Origin of the sequence: Kitasatospora sp. NPDC058162, assembly GCF_042884005.1 — a bacterium.
GTDB lineage: Bacteria > Actinomycetota > Actinomycetes > Streptomycetales > Streptomycetaceae > Kitasatospora.
Genome location: NZ_JBHVUS010000034.1, coordinates 63,263 through 76,992, shown reverse-complemented (window position 1 = coordinate 76,992; position 13,730 = coordinate 63,263). Strand labels below are relative to the sequence as shown.

Below are 13,730 nucleotides of genomic sequence, written 5' to 3'. Positions count from 1 at the left end.
GCCGCAACCGCAGGACGCCACGGGCGTCCCGATGGTCGAGGCGCAGGGTGTGCGCAAGTCGTTCGGCCTGGTGGAGGTGCTCAAGGGCATCGACCTGGAGGTCAAGAAGGGCGAGGTGTTCGTCCTGGTCGGCCCCTCCGGGTCCGGCAAGTCGACCTTCCTCCGGTGCATCAACCACCTGGAGAAGATCAACGGCGGCCTTCTCTCGGTGGACGGCGAACTCGTCGGCTACCAGATGCGGGGCGGCCGACTGCACGAGCTGAAGGACCGCGAGGTCGCGCAGAAGCGCCGGGACATCGGCATGGTGTTCCAGCACTTCAACCTGTTCCCGCACATGACCGCCATAGAGAACGTCATCGAGGCGCCGGTCCAGGTCAAGGGCGAGACCAAGGCCGCGGCCCGTGAGCGCGGGATGGCCCTGCTGGAGCGGGTCGGCCTGGCCGACAAGGCGAAGAACTACCCCTCACAGCTCTCCGGCGGCCAGCAGCAGCGCGTGGCGATCGCCCGCGCGCTGGCCATGAAGCCCAAGCTGATGCTCTTCGACGAGCCCACCTCGGCGCTCGACCCGGAGCTGGTCGGCGACGTCCTGGACGTCATGCGCGGCCTGGCCGAGGAGGGCATGACGATGGTGGTCGTCACCCACGAGATGGGCTTCGCCCGCGAGGTCGGCGACGCGCTGGTGTTCATGGACGGCGGCGTGGTGGTCGAGTCCGGCAACCCCCGCGAGGTGCTCACCAACCCGCAGCACGAGCGCACCAGGGCCTTCCTCTCCAAGGTGCTCTGAGCCCGCACGGTCGGCGCCCGGCAGGCAGTTCCTGCCGGGCGCCGACGTTTTCCCCGGCCGGGTAATAGGCTGGAAGCGCCCAGCCCGTTACCGAAACAATCCGGGCCCGTTACCGGAACAATCCGGGCCCGTTACCGAAACTCTTGGAAGGACCGCCGTGGAGCTCGCCTCGTACGCCGATCTCGCCGTTCGGCTGGTGAACACCGAGGAACCCGAGCGCGGCACCGACACGCTGACCTCGGTGGACGCCGTGCGCGCCCTGTTCTCCGACTCGTCCCGCGCCGCCGCGCTGGCCGACGAGTCCGACGTGCCCCGGCTGCGGGCGGTGCGGACCAGGCTGCGCGGGGTGTTCGAGGCCGCCGCGGAAGGGGACGAGATCCGGGCCGTCGACCTGCTGAACAGCCTGCTGATGGAGTACCCCGTCAGCCCGCTGGTCTCCGGGCACGACTACCTGGACGACGCCGGCCGGCCGCGCTGGCACCTGCACCTGGCCGACAACTCGCCGACTGCCACCGCGCACTTCAGCGCCGTCGCCTGCATGGGCCTCGCCGTGCACCTCACCGAGCTGGGCGCCGACCGGCTCGGCATCTGCCAGGCCGCGCCGTGCCGCAACGCCTACCTGGACACCTCGACCAACCGCTCCCGCCGCTACTGCTCCGACCGCTGCGCGACCCGCGCCAACGTCGCCGCGTACCGGGCCCGCAAGCGGCAGGAGGCCGAGGCGGCGCTCAACGCCGGGCAGTAGAACCGGGCCGCCTCAGAGCTCGTCGACGAAGACCCCGAAGCGGCGGGCCAGGCCCGGCACCCGGGCCAGCCGGGGGCCGAGCAGCAGCCGCTCCAGCCCGCGGCCCGGCGCCAGCCAGGCCGGGCTCGGGCGCAGCCGCAGCAGCACCCGGCCGAGCACCAGCTCGTCCGGGACCGGGCCGTAGCTGCGGCTGTCGCTGTCCACCGGACGGTTGTCGGACAGCAGCCACCAGCCCTTCGGGCGGCGCTCGGCGGCCCGCTTCACCACCAGCAGGTCCTGCTGGAGGGGGTGGCGGAACAGCACCACCGCACCGGGCCGGATCGGGGCGCCGTAGCGGACCAGCAGCTGGTCGCCCTCGCGCAGGGTCGGGACCATCGACGGGCCCGCCACGTCCACCAGCCCGAACGGCACCGCGCCGACCCGCGTGCCGCCCTGCGGCTCCGTGCTCCGCGCCATGGCTCCTCCTCCCGGACCGACCGCCCCCAGTCTGCCGTACGGACCGTCATCTGTTCGATGTCCGGATTACCCCGGTTACGGGTCCGTCTTTCGTCCTAGGCTGCCTGCCCGATCGCGAAACCCGGAGGCCGGAAGGGTAATCTCGGGCGCGGGAAGACGATCTAAGGAAGGACTCCCATGTTCTCTCGTCTGTTTGCACCGCGTGCCACTGCTCACGCCCACTGCGACCTGCCGTGCGGTGTCTACGACCCGGCGCAGGCCAAGCTGGAGGCCGAGTCGGTCAAGGCCACCCAGGAGAAGTACCAGGCCAACGAGGACCCGCACTTCCGCGCCCGCGCCGTCATCATCAAGGAGCAGCGCGCCGAGGCCGTCAAGCACCACATCTCGGTGCTGTGGAGCGACTACTTCAAGGCCCCGCACTTCGAGAAGTACCCGCAGCTGCACCAGCTGATCAACGACACCCTGAAGGCCGCCTCGGCCGCCAAGGCGTCCACGGACCCGGCCACCGGCCAGGCCCTGCTGGACCTGATCGCCGAGGTCGAGAAGATCTTCTGGGAGACCAAGCAGGCCTGAGCCTGACGCGTCGCCACCCGGCCGCCCCCGTCCGCACCGTCGGACGGGGGCGGCCGTGCGTTCACCCGCCCCCCAGCTCAGGTAAGGGTTGCCTGCCCTGAGTGGCTGTTATGCTGCCAGGGCGTCCGAGGGGGAAGTCCGGTGAGAATCCGGCGCTGACCCGCAACGGTGAGCACGACCCGCAGTCCCCGGGGCCCGTGCCAGCCCGATCGCCCCCGGCCGCTGAACTCCCGACAACTCGCCGCGGACTGCGAGGGGAAGGCGCCCGGGCACGCCCCCGGCCGGCGCCCGCCCCGGCACACCCTGCGGCCCGAGGCAAGGCGCGCCCGCACGTGAGTGACCCCGTTCGCCGAATACCGACCGTCCCCCTCGCCCTCGGCCTCGCCGCCGCCCTGGCGGTCTCCCTGGTCTGCGGCGTCGCGTTCGGCTCCTCCGGGATCGAACTACCCGACGTCCTGCGACTGTTGGGCGCCGGGCTGACGGGCGGACGGCTGGACCCGGGCGACGCGGCGGCGTACGCGATCGTCTGGGAGCTCCGGCTGCCGCGCACCCTGCTGGCCGCCGTGGTCGGCGGCGGACTCGCCGCCACCGGGGTCGCCGTCCAGGCCCTGGTCCGCAACGCCCTCGCCGACCCCTTCGTGCTCGGCATCTCCTCCGGCGCGGCCGTCGGCGCCAACGCCGTCCTGCTGCTCGGCGCCTTCGCCTCGCTCGGGGTGTGGGCGATCTCCGTCTCCGCGTTCGGCTCCGCACTGCTCGCCATGGTGCTGGTCTACCTCGCCGCCCGCACCGCGTACGGGCTCACCCCGCTGCGCCTCGTGCTCACCGGCACCGCGCTCTCCTACGGCTTCTCCGCCCTCACCACCCTGATGGTCTTCTCCGCCGACCACGCCGAGGCCGCCCGGGACGCCATGATGTGGCTGCTCGGCAGCCTGGGCGGCGCGACCTGGGGCTCGGTACCGATCGCCGCCGGGACCGTCCTGGCCGGACTGGCCTACCTGGCCTGCGCCGCCGGGCGGTTGGACGCGCTCGCGATGGGCGACGAGACCTCCGCCTCGCTCGGCGTGGACCCGGACCGGCTGCGCCGGGAACTGTTCACGGTCACCGCCGCCGTCACCGGCACCGTGGTCGCGGTCAGCGGGGCGATCGGCTTCGTCGGGCTGCTGATGCCCCACCTGGCCCGGATGCTGGTCGGCGCCGGCCACCGCCGGGTGCTGGTGGTCGCACCGCTCGCCGGGGCGCTGCTGCTGGTCTGGGTGGACATCGCCTCCCGCACCCTGCTGGCGCCCGCCGAACTGCCGGTCGGGGTGTTCACCGCGGTGCTCGGGGTGCCCGCCTTCCTGCTGATGATGCGCCGCCGCGGCCAGGCCTTCGGGGGCGGGCGATGACTGCCCCGACCCCTTCGACCGGCGCGGAGGAACTGCGCGTCGACGGCGTCTCGGTGGAACTGGCCGGCGCCCGGCTGGTCCACGAGGTGAGCCTGGCGGCCGCCGCCAGGCAGGTGATCGGACTGATCGGCCCGAACGGCAGCGGCAAGTCGACCCTGCTGCGCTGCGTCTACCGGGTGCTGCGCCCGGCCGGCGGGACCGTCCGACTGGACGGCGACGACCTGCACGCGCTCACCGCCCGCGACGCCGCCCGCCGGGTGGCCGCGCTGACCCAGGAGCACCCCGCCGAGTTCGAGTTCACGGTGGCCGAGGTGGTCGCCATGGGCCGGCTGCCGCACCGGCGCGGGCTGGGCGGCAGCCCGACCGCCGAGGACCGGGAGCGCTGCGCCGCCGCGCTGGACCGGGTCCGGGCCGGGCACCTCGCCGAGCGCGCCTTCCCGAGCCTGTCCGGTGGCGAGAAGCAGCGGGTGCTGATCGCCCGCGCCCTCGTCCAGGAACCGCGCCTGCTGGTGCTGGACGAACCCACCAACCACCTGGACATCGCGCACCAGTTGGAGGTGCTGGCGCTCGCCCGCGAGGCCGGGCCGACGGTGCTCACCGCGCTGCACGACCTCAACCTGGCGGCGGGCCACTGCGACCGGCTGTACGTGCTGGCGGCCGGCCGGATCGTCGCCTCCGGCGAGCCCGGCGAGGTGCTCCGCCCCGAGCTGCTGGCCGAGGTGTTCGGCGTCCGGGCCACCCCGGTCCGGCATCCGGGGACCGGCGCCCTCCAGCTGCTGTTCGACCGCCTCGCCTGAGTCCCCCGCCGAAGCCCCCGCATCCCCGAGACTGCTCCGATCCGAAAGAACCCGTATGCGCACCAAGGCCGTTGCCGCCACCACCGCCCTGCTCGCCCTCGGACTCACCGCCTGCGGCGCCGAGTTCACCCCGGGCCCCGGCGCCACCACCGCCTCCGCCCACTACCCGGTGACCGTGGAGAACTGCGGCGAGAAGCTCACCTTCGCGCAGAAGCCCGCCCGGGTGGTGACCAACGACGTCAACATCACCGAGCTGATGCTCTCCCTCGGCCTCGCCGACCGGATGGCCGGCTACGTGATGCCCGACGACAAGGGCCGGGTCGACAAGGTGGCTTGGAAGGACGGCTACCAGCAGACCCAGTGGCTCTCCAAGAAGGTGCTCACCAAGGAGATCGCCCTGGACGCCAAGGCCGACCTGGTGTTCGCCGGCTGGCACTACGGCTTCGACGAGGGCAGCGGGGTCACCCCGCAGGCGTTCAAGGCGCTCGGCGTGGACTCGTACGTGCTCAGCGAGTCCTGCCGCAGCGGCAAGGGCGCCGAGCGCGGGGTGATGGACCCGCTGGACGCGCTCTACACCGACCTGGCCAACCTGGGCGCGATCTTCGACGTCAAGGACCGGGCCGACCAGCTGATCGCCGAGTCCAGGGCGACCATCGCCGCCGTCCCCCGGCCGGAGCGCCGCCCGTCCGTCTTCCTGTACGACAGCGGGCAGGACAAGCCGTACACCGCCGGGAAGTTCGCCGCCGCGGACGAGATCATCGCGAAGGCCGGCGGGACCAACATCATGGGCGACCTCGCGGACACCTGGGTCACCGCCGGCTGGGAGAGCGTGGTGCAGCGCGACCCCGAGGTGATCGTGATCAACAACTACGCGACCCCGGGCGCCGAGGAGAAGCGGAAGTTCCTCAAGTCCTTCCCGCCGCTGGCGAACGTCGCCGCGGTCAGGAACGACCGGATCTTCGTCATGGACTACGTCGACCTGGTCGAGAGCCCGCGCAACCCGGCCGCGATCAGCACCCTGGCCGACTTCCTGCGCACCGTCCCGGCCCGCTGACCGGGGCGCCGGCCCGCCGATCCGGCCCGCTCCGGCCCTGGGCGGGAGGGGGCCCGAGCAGTAGGCTCGCGGCATGATCCGCACCGCCGTCGTCTCCGACGTTCCCGCCGTCCTGGCCATGATCCGCGAACTGGCGGAGTACGAGAAGGCCCCCCAGGAGGCGGTGGCCACCGAGGAGCAGCTGCGCGAGGCGCTGTTCGGTGCCGACCCGGCGCTGTTCGGCCTGATCGCGGAGGACGACACCACCGGCGAGCCGGTCGGTTTCGCGGTGTGGTTCCTCAACTTCTCGACCTGGCGCGGCACCCACGGGATCTACCTGGAGGACCTCTACGTCCGCCCGGAGTCCCGCGGCGGCGGCCACGGCAAGGCGCTCCTGCTGGAGCTGGCGCGGATCGCCGTCGAGCGCGGCTACGCCCGGGTCGAGTGGTCGGTGCTGGACTGGAACCAGCCCTCGATCGACTTCTACCGGTCGATCGGCGCGGTGCCGATGGACGGGTGGACGGTGTACCGGCTCACCGACGAGGCACTCACGGCCGCCGGGAAGCGTTGAACGGACGCACGGAGTACGGGTAAAGCCCCTGCCACCCTGCGTCGCAATGCCTTACCATGAGTAACTCCCGCACCGGTTGCGGGGGCCACGGAACGCTGACGGGTCCACTGCGTCGACGCCCCTCGCGAGGGGCGCCTGCGCCGGGACCGACAGCGGTAGAACAGCAGTAGCAATGGCCCCCCACCGGGGGAACCAAGCAAGCACAGCGCGTCACCCAGGAGGCAAGGGTGTCCCAGATCGACAGCGATCTCGGAGTTCAGGACTTCGTGGAGGTCCGGCTGCCCGCGGCGGGGGCCTACCTCTCCGTGCTGCGAACAGCTACGGCCGGGCTCGCGGCCCGGTTGGACTTCACCCTCGACGAGATCGAGGACCTGCGGATCGCGGTCGACGAGGCCTGCGCCATCCTGCTCCAGCAGGCGGTGCCCGGCTCCGTCCTGTCCTGCGAGTTCCGCCTGGTCGGCGACTCGTTGAAGGTGACCGTCTCCGCTCCCACCACGGACGGCAAGGCGCCCGAGCGGGACACCTTCGCCTGGACGGTGCTCTCCGCGCTGGCCGGCGAGGTGGACTCCTCGGTCGCCGAGGACAACACCGTCACGATCAGCCTGCACAAGAAGCGCGGCGGGTCCGCCGCCCACTGACCGGGCACCGAGCAGCACCCTGCAAGGGCCGTCCGCCGCACCCCCTCCGGGGCCCGGCGGGCGGCTCCCGGTACCGCCCCCCAGCGGTACGACCAACGAGACGATGCCGGGGCCGCGGCCCCGGTGCTCCCGGAACGGAACGGGGGAATGGCCGTGAGTGATCTGGACCGTACCGGCCTCGCGACGGCGGGACCTGCCGTACCGACCCAGGCGAGCGTTTCCGGCCTCGCCGCCAACGACGAAGCGCACCCGAAGGACGCCCACCGGATGAGCCACCCGACCGAGCCGACGTCTGAGCCGACGCCCGCCTCCCCTCCCCCGCCGGAGCCGGCGGAGGAGGGCGCGGACCAGCACGGCCCCGCCGTGCCCGCCCAGGGCTCGCACCGCACCGGCGCCCCGGACCGGGAGGCCGCCCGCGCGCTGTTCGTCCGGCTGTCCGCGCTGCCCGAGGGCTCCCCGGAGCGCGTCGAGCTGCGCAACCAGCTGGTGCGGATGCACATCCCGCTGGTCGAGCACCTGGCCCGCCGCTTCCGCAACCGGGGCGAGCCGCTGGACGACCTGACCCAGGTCGCCACCATCGGACTGATCAAGTCGGTGGACCGCTTCGACCACGAGCGCGGGGTCGAGTTCTCCACCTACGCGACGCCGACCATCGTCGGCGAGATCAAGCGGCACTTCCGCGACAAGGGGTGGGCGGTGCGCGTCCCGCGCCGTCTCCAGGAGCTGCGGCTGTCGCTCACCACGGCGACCAGCGAGCTCTCCCAGCGGCACGGCCGCTCCCCCACGGTGCACGAACTGGCCGAGCACCTGGGCATCTCCGAGGAGGACGTGCTGGAGGGCCTGGAGTCCGCCAACGCGTACTCCACGCTGTCCCTGGACGTCCCGGACAGCGACGACGAGTCGCCGGCCGTGGCGGACACCCTGGGCGCCACCGACGAGGCGCTGGAGGGCGTCGAGTACCGCGAGTCGCTCAAGCCGCTGCTGGCCCAACTGCCGCCCCGGGAGCAGAAGATCCTGGTGCTGCGGTTCTTCCGCAACATGACCCAGTCGCAGATCGCCGCCGAGGTGGGGATCTCCCAGATGCACGTGTCCCGACTGCTGGCCCGGACCTTGGCCCAGCTGCGGGAGAAGCTCCTCGTGGAGGAGTAGGACGACGGAACGGCCGCCCGGCTGGAGCTGGGCGGCCGTTCTGCTGTTCGTGCTGTTCTTGCTTTTCGCGGGCCGCGGCGCTCAGCTCTCCGGCTGGGCGTACAGGGCCGCCGTCGACCTCGGGTTCAGCAGCGCGCCGATGCCCACCAGGCCGAGCAGGCCGACCAGCGCACCGACCGCGATCATCGCGCCGCCGCTCTGGATCATGTAGTAAGCGACCGGCAGGCAGATCGAGTTGGTCAGCACGGCCGGGCTGCGGCCCCAGCGGCGCTCCTTGAGCAGCGCGCGGGCGGCCAGTATCGGCAGCACCCCGAGCAGCACGATGACCAGGCCGCCGAACTCGTTCAGGGCCAGCTGCTTGGCCTGGCCGGACAGCGCGGACACCATGTCCGAGACACCGACGACGGCCAGCGCTGCGCCCTCCAGGGCGGTGATGGCGGCGCCCAGGGTGAGCGGGACCGGACGGGCGGGTGCGGGTGCGGAGGATTCTGCGGTCACTCCAGCAGGGTAGCCGCCGGTCGGTCCGTACGGCCCCGTAGGCTTTCCCCATGCGCGCTCTCCTGGTCGTGAACCACAAGGCCACCACCACCAGTGGCCGGACCAGGGACGTACTGATCCACGCGCTGCGCAGTGATCTCAAGCTGGAGGTCGCGGAGACGCAGTACCGGGGCCACGCCCGCTATCTGGCCCGGGAGGCGGCGACTGACGGCACGGTCGACCTGGTGGTGGCGCTCGGCGGGGACGGCACCGTCAACGAGGTGGTGAACGGGCTGCTGGCGCACGGCCCGGGCGAGAAGGTCCCGCGACTGGCCGTGGTGCCGGGCGGTTCGACCAATGTGTTCGCCCGCGCGCTGGGCCTGCCCAACGACCCGGTGGAGGCCACCGGCGCCCTGCTGAACGCGCTGGAGCAGGGGCACGAACGGCCGATCGGGCTGGGCAAGGCGATGACCGAGGGGCTGCCGGACCGCTGGTTCACCTTCACCGCCGGCCTCGGCTTCGACGCGGGCGTGGTGGGCCGGGTCGAGGAGCAGCGCAAGGCCGGGCGCAAGTCCACCCACGCCCTGTACGTCGGGCAGGCCGTCCGGCACTACTTCACCCAGCGTGAGCAGCGCCGCTCGGGCCCGGTGGCCTTGGAAATCCCGGGCCACGAGGCCGTTCCGGGCCTGGTGCTGACCATAGTCAGCAACACCTCGCCCTGGACGTTCCTCGGCAACCGTCCGGTCTACCCCTCCCCCCTCGCCTCCTTCGACACGGATCTGGACGTCTTCGGCGTCACCCGGATGACGGCGTTCGGTACGGCTCGAACGGTCCGTCAGATCCTGCGGTCGTACGCGCCTTCGAGCGACGGAGCCCCGCCGACCGGCCCGTCCGGGAAGCACGTCGTCTCCTATCACGACGTCAGACACTTCACCTTGGTTTCCCAGGAACCCGTGCCGTTCCAGGTCGACGGGGACCATCTTGGAGACCGGAGTCGCGTCAGTTTCACAGGCGTTCGGCGGGCACTGCGTGTGATTGTGTGACCGGAAGGGGGCTTCGCCCTTCTTCTCGAACGCACAAGCCCCCTTCACTCCATAGAAGTACTGGCTGTGAGCTAGGCGACACCGAAGAATCAAAAATTCCTCCCCGAAGGGGGTTGTATCCGAGCCCGAGGTTTGCGAACCTCTACATGGCGATCGGGACACATCGCAGCGACGGCGACTCCGGAACCACAGGAGCACCGACCGCGGGGTGTCCCTCGAATCGCCGAATCCCCCCCAGCACAGACCACCCGGGCCCGGTAGGCCTTTGGTCTCTTTTGCTGTTGTGGGATTCGTGAAAGCGTTCACATTCACAAGCCATTCGATTATGCCGATCGGGACACCCCCCGCGGCAGGAGGAGTTGGACGACCATGGACTGGCGCCACCGCGCTGTCTGCCGCGAAGAGGACCCGGAGCTGTTCTTCCCGATCGGGAACACCGGTCCTGCTCTGCTGCAGATCGAGGAAGCCAAGGCCGTGTGCCGCCGCTGTCCGGTGATGGAGCAGTGCCTCCAGTGGGCTCTCGAGACCGGCCAGGACGCCGGCGTCTGGGGCGGCATGAGCGAGGACGAGCGTCGCGCGATGAAGCGCCGTGCCGCCCGCAACCGCGCCCGCACCGCCTGATCAGCAGCACCCGGTCACACGCCGTAGTACCAGCAGTAACCGTAGTACTGATCAACAACCGATCAACACATGATCAAAGGCTTCCCTGCTCCTCCTGGTGAAGCCTTCCGCACCAAGGGCCTTGCCTTCGCGAGGTCCCGCGACACCGAACCGTCCAACCACTTGATACTGTTCACTTAGAGCAATATTGTGGAGCTGAGGCGCTCACCGTGTGCAACGCACATGCGAGGTGTCGCACCACCCAGAGCCCCCGTTCCGGCCGACTCCCCCCGACGGCCGGAACGGGTTGAGAGGCCCTGTCGACCCACCCCCCCCGGTCGACAGGGCCTCGTTTCTGTTTCCGCACCCGGGTGCGCTCCGGTTTCGCCCCCCGCGCACGGAGCGTGCACCCGGCGCTTCCGCTGAGCGCACGCCCCTGTCGCACGACCCGACGCACCAACGCGCCAACCCGCCAACCCGCCACATCAAGGCAGCGCGTCAACGCACCGGGATCTCCAGGATCACCTTGGTGCCGCCGTTCGGGCCCGCCACCATGTCGAAGGTGCCGCCCAGTTCACCGGTGGCCAGCGTGCGGACGATCTGCAGGCCGAGGTTGCCGGCCGTCTTCGGGTCGAAGCCCTCCGGCATGCCGCGGCCGTCGTCCTGCACGGTGATCAGCAGGTACTCCTCCGGCTTGGCGCCGCCGTTCCAGCTGTCCGACCAGCCCATGCCGGTCGCCGGGGCCCGCCCGCGCAGGGCACTCACCTCCAGGTTCCCGGAGGCCGTCGGGCCGAAGGCGTGCTCCAGGGCGTTCTGCAGCAGCTCGGTCAGCACCATCGACAGCGGGGTGGCCACCTCGGCGGAGAGGATGCCGAAGCTGCCGGTCCGGCGGGTCGCCACCCGGCCGTCCTGGGACAGCTCCATCGCCATCGCCAGCACCCGGTCGGCGATCTCGTCGAAGGCCACCTGCTCGTCCAGCGCCTGGGAGAGCGTCTCGTGCACGATCGCGATCGAGCCGACCCGGCGCACCGCCTCGTCCAGCGCGGCCCGGGCGGACTCGGACTCCATCCGGCGGGACTGCAGCCGCAGCAGGGCGGCGACCGTCTGCAGGTTGTTCTTCACCCGGTGGTGGATCTCCCGGATGGTGGCGTCCTTGGTCATCAGCTCGCGGTCGCGGCGGCGCAGCTCGGTGACGTCCCGGCAGAGCACCAGGGAGCCGGTCAGGGTTCCCTTGGGCTTGAGCGGGATCGCGCGCAGGGTCACCACTCCCCCCTGCACCTCCACCTCGGTCTGCCGGGGCGCCCAGCCGCTGGCCAGCTTCACCAGGGCCTCGTGGACGGCCGAGCGGGACGGCGGGACGAGGTCGGCGGTGGCCCGGCCGAGGTGGCTGCCGACCAGGTCGGTGGTGAGGCCCAGCCGGTGGTAGGCGGAGAGGGCGTTGGGGCTGGCGTAGGTGACGATGCCGTCCGCGTCCAGGCGGATCAGGCCGTCGCCGACCCGGGGCGCGGCGTCCATGTCGGCCTGCTCGACGCCGGGGAACGGGAAGCTGCCGGCCGCGATCATCTGGGCCAGGTCGGAGGCGCTCTGCAGGTAGGTGAGCTCCAGCCGGCTGGGGGTGCGCACGGTCAGCAGGTTGGTGTTGCGGGCGATCACCCCGAGCACCTTGCCCTCGCGCCGGACCGGGATCGACTCGACCCTGACCGGGACCTCCTCGCGCCACTCCGGATCGCCCTCGCGCACGATCCGCCCCTCGTCGAAGGCGGCGTCCAGCAGGGGCCGGCGGCCGCGCGGGACGAGGTGGCCGACCATGTCGTCCTGGTAGGAGGTGGGCCCGGTGTTGGGCCGCATCTGCGCCACCGAGACGTAGCGGATGCCGTCCCAGGTGGGGATCCACAGCACCAGGTCGGCGAAGGAGAGGTCGGAGAGCAGCTGCCACTCCGAGACCAGCATGTGGAGCCATTCCACGTCCGCCCCGGTCAGGGTGGTGTGGCGGCGGACGAGTTCGTTCAACGAGGGCACATGGCGAGGGTAGCGCCGCCGGTCGGCGGGGGGCTCGGCGGACTGTCCGCTGGCGGTGGATGACTGTCCGGAGTTGTTTAGACCAATCCGCCGAGCGGCCTGGACAACCCAGATTGGTCTAGTCCACAATGAAAGGGCACCAAGGAGAGGCCCACCGCGCAACTGCCCTGACCGCGCGCGGCTTCTCCTCGGTCGGACGCCGCCGAACGAGGACCCCGCACAGTTCTCGATCGACACCGGCGCCCGACGACAGCTCCGGGCTGCGGTGCCGCATGGGTTGAGGGTCCCGTGTCGGCGCCGTGGCCCGTAGTGCTTTCCGGACCCGATTCCGCCGCTCAGCGAACCGGCCCCTGTCCACAGGCTGTGGACAGGGGCCGGTTCCGTTCCCGGCTGAAGCCAGTCAGTGGGTTTCGGTGACCTTGGCGAGGGCGCGGGGGGCGTCCGGGTCCTGGCCGCGGGCGATGGTGACCTCGTAGGCGAGCTGCTGCAGCGGCAGGATCTCCAGGATCGGCTGGACCTCCTCGGGCACCCCGGCCGGCAGCGCGAAGCCCGCCGAGGCGGCGTCCACCTGGGCCTGCTGGCCGATCACCACGAGGTCCGCGCCGCGGCCGCGCAGCCGGTCCAGCACCGGCTGGAGGGCCTCGCCGCCCTTGCCGTCCGGGACGATCGCGATCACCGGCGAGACGTTGTCCACCATGGCCAGCGGGCCGTGCAGCAGGTCGGCGCCGGAGAACGGGGTGGCCGGGATGTACGTGGTCTCCATCAGCTTGAGCGCCGCCTCGCGCGCGGTCGGGTAGCCGTAGCCGCGCGAGGTGATGACCAGGCGCTGGGCGAAGCGGTAGCGCTCGGCCAGCGCCTTCACCTCGGCCTGGCGGGCCAGCACCCCGGCGGCCAGGCCCGGCAGCTCCTTCGCGGCCGAGCCGTCCCCTCCCCGCAGGCCCTCGACCAGGAGGTAGAGCGCCAGCAGCTCGGCGGTGTAGGTCTTGGTGGCCGGCAGCGCCTTCTCCGGGCCGGCCAGCACGTCGATGTGGAACTCGGACACCTCGGCGAGCGGGGAGTCCGGGTTGTTGGTGACGGCGAGGGTGATCGCCCCCGCGTCACGCGCGGCCTTGGTGGAGGCGACCAGGTCCGGCGAGCCGCCGGACTGGCTGACGGTGATCACCAGGACGTCGGTGAGGTCCGGCTTGGCGCCGTACGCGGTGGTGGTGGACATCGAGGTCAGGCCGGCCGGCTTGCCGAGCAGGATCTCGATCAGGTACTTGGCGTAGAGCGCGGCGTTGTCGGAGGTGCCGCGCGCGGTCAGCAGGACGAAGCGGGGGCTGCGGGCGGCGATCCCGGCGGCGATCTCGCGGATCTTCGGCGCTCCCTCGTCGAGGATGCGCTGGAGGACGGCCGGCTGCTCGGCCATCTCCGCCGCCATGATCCGGCCGGGGACGGAAGCGGTCTGCGGGTCGGACATC

15 protein-coding genes and 1 riboswitch are annotated in these 13,730 nt (G+C 71.6%); of the genes, 11 read left to right on the top strand and 4 right to left on the bottom strand.

Going from position 1 to position 13,730, the window contains the following annotated elements:
* Positions 1 to 31: 31 nt before the first annotated feature.
* Together ACFVXG_RS37195 and ACFVXG_RS37190 are read left to right on the top strand one after the other, a co-directional pair.
* Positions 32 to 784: an amino acid ABC transporter ATP-binding protein gene (locus ACFVXG_RS37195; RefSeq protein ID WP_387934265.1), complete on the top strand. Its 753-nt coding sequence runs from the start codon at positions 32 to 34 to the stop codon at positions 782 to 784.
* A gap of 157 nt (positions 785 to 941) precedes the next feature.
* A complete protein-coding gene (locus tag ACFVXG_RS37190) occupies positions 942 to 1,529 on the top strand; it encodes a CGNR zinc finger domain-containing protein (protein WP_350504431.1) in 588 nt (195 codons plus the stop codon).
* A gap of 12 nt (positions 1,530 to 1,541) precedes the next feature.
* Here ACFVXG_RS37190 and sodX read toward each other — a convergent pair whose 3' ends face one another.
* Positions 1,542 to 1,985, bottom strand: coding sequence for a nickel-type superoxide dismutase maturation protease (sodX, locus tag ACFVXG_RS37185; RefSeq protein WP_387934242.1), 444 nt, complete (start codon positions 1,983 to 1,985; stop codon positions 1,542 to 1,544).
* Positions 1,986 to 2,162: 177 nt separating this feature from the next.
* Between sodX and sodN the strand changes: the two genes are divergently transcribed.
* From sodN to ACFVXG_RS37150, 7 genes are all read left to right on the top strand, one after another.
* On the top strand, positions 2,163 to 2,558 hold the full coding sequence (sodN, locus tag ACFVXG_RS37180) for a superoxide dismutase, Ni (protein WP_387934240.1): 396 nt from the start codon (positions 2,163 to 2,165) through the stop codon (positions 2,556 to 2,558).
* Between the two features lie 88 nt (positions 2,559 to 2,646).
* Positions 2,647 to 2,794, top strand: a riboswitch (cobalamin riboswitch).
* 96 nt (positions 2,795 to 2,890) lie between these two features.
* Positions 2,891 to 3,943, top strand: coding sequence for a FecCD family ABC transporter permease (locus ACFVXG_RS37175; protein ID WP_387934238.1), 1,053 nt, complete (start codon positions 2,891 to 2,893; stop codon positions 3,941 to 3,943).
* Entirely contained in the window at positions 3,940 to 4,740 is an 801-nt protein-coding gene (locus ACFVXG_RS37170; protein ID WP_387934237.1) for an ABC transporter ATP-binding protein, read from the top strand. Before ACFVXG_RS37175 ends, ACFVXG_RS37170 begins: the two co-directional genes overlap by 4 nt.
* A gap of 55 nt (positions 4,741 to 4,795) precedes the next feature.
* A complete protein-coding gene (locus ACFVXG_RS37165) occupies positions 4,796 to 5,794 on the top strand; it encodes an ABC transporter substrate-binding protein (RefSeq protein ID WP_387934235.1) in 999 nt (332 codons plus the stop codon).
* A 73-nt stretch (positions 5,795 to 5,867) separates the two neighbouring features.
* Positions 5,868 to 6,344 carry a GNAT family N-acetyltransferase gene (locus ACFVXG_RS37160; RefSeq protein WP_387934233.1) on the top strand — a complete coding sequence of 159 codons (477 nt, stop codon included), beginning with the start codon at positions 5,868 to 5,870 and terminating at the stop codon, positions 6,342 to 6,344.
* Between the two features lie 227 nt (positions 6,345 to 6,571).
* Complete coding sequence (locus ACFVXG_RS37155) at positions 6,572 to 6,982, top strand: anti-sigma regulatory factor (RefSeq protein ID WP_360233452.1); 411 nt, start codon at positions 6,572 to 6,574, stop codon at positions 6,980 to 6,982.
* Between the two features lie 153 nt (positions 6,983 to 7,135).
* On the top strand, positions 7,136 to 8,131 hold the full coding sequence (locus ACFVXG_RS37150; protein ID WP_387934232.1) for an RNA polymerase sigma factor SigF: 996 nt from the start codon (positions 7,136 to 7,138) through the stop codon (positions 8,129 to 8,131).
* Positions 8,132 to 8,212: 81 nt separating this feature from the next.
* Here the strand turns inward: ACFVXG_RS37150 and ACFVXG_RS37145 are convergent, their stop codons facing one another.
* A complete protein-coding gene (locus ACFVXG_RS37145; protein WP_350504439.1) occupies positions 8,213 to 8,629 on the bottom strand; it encodes a hypothetical protein in 417 nt (138 codons plus the stop codon).
* A gap of 50 nt (positions 8,630 to 8,679) precedes the next feature.
* On the opposite strand from ACFVXG_RS37145, the gene ACFVXG_RS37140 reads away from it, so the two are divergent.
* Together ACFVXG_RS37140 and ACFVXG_RS37135 are read left to right on the top strand one after the other, a co-directional pair.
* On the top strand, positions 8,680 to 9,651 hold the full coding sequence (locus ACFVXG_RS37140; protein WP_387934231.1) for a diacylglycerol/lipid kinase family protein: 972 nt from the start codon (positions 8,680 to 8,682) through the stop codon (positions 9,649 to 9,651).
* 369 nt (positions 9,652 to 10,020) lie between these two features.
* The gene (locus tag ACFVXG_RS37135) at positions 10,021 to 10,272 is read left to right on the top strand and encodes a WhiB family transcriptional regulator (protein WP_014138019.1); all 252 of its coding nucleotides are present in this window, start codon (positions 10,021 to 10,023) and stop codon (positions 10,270 to 10,272) included.
* 477 nt (positions 10,273 to 10,749) lie between these two features.
* Here the strand turns inward: ACFVXG_RS37135 and ACFVXG_RS37130 are convergent, their stop codons facing one another.
* Positions 10,750 to 12,270, bottom strand: a complete 1,521-nt coding sequence (locus ACFVXG_RS37130) for a sensor histidine kinase (RefSeq protein WP_387934229.1) — start codon at positions 12,268 to 12,270, stop codon at positions 10,750 to 10,752.
* Between the two features lie 400 nt (positions 12,271 to 12,670).
* Complete coding sequence (locus tag ACFVXG_RS37125; protein WP_387934227.1) at positions 12,671 to 13,729, bottom strand: SIS domain-containing protein; 1,059 nt, start codon at positions 13,727 to 13,729, stop codon at positions 12,671 to 12,673.
* Between the last annotated feature and the right edge of the window lies 1 nt (position 13,730).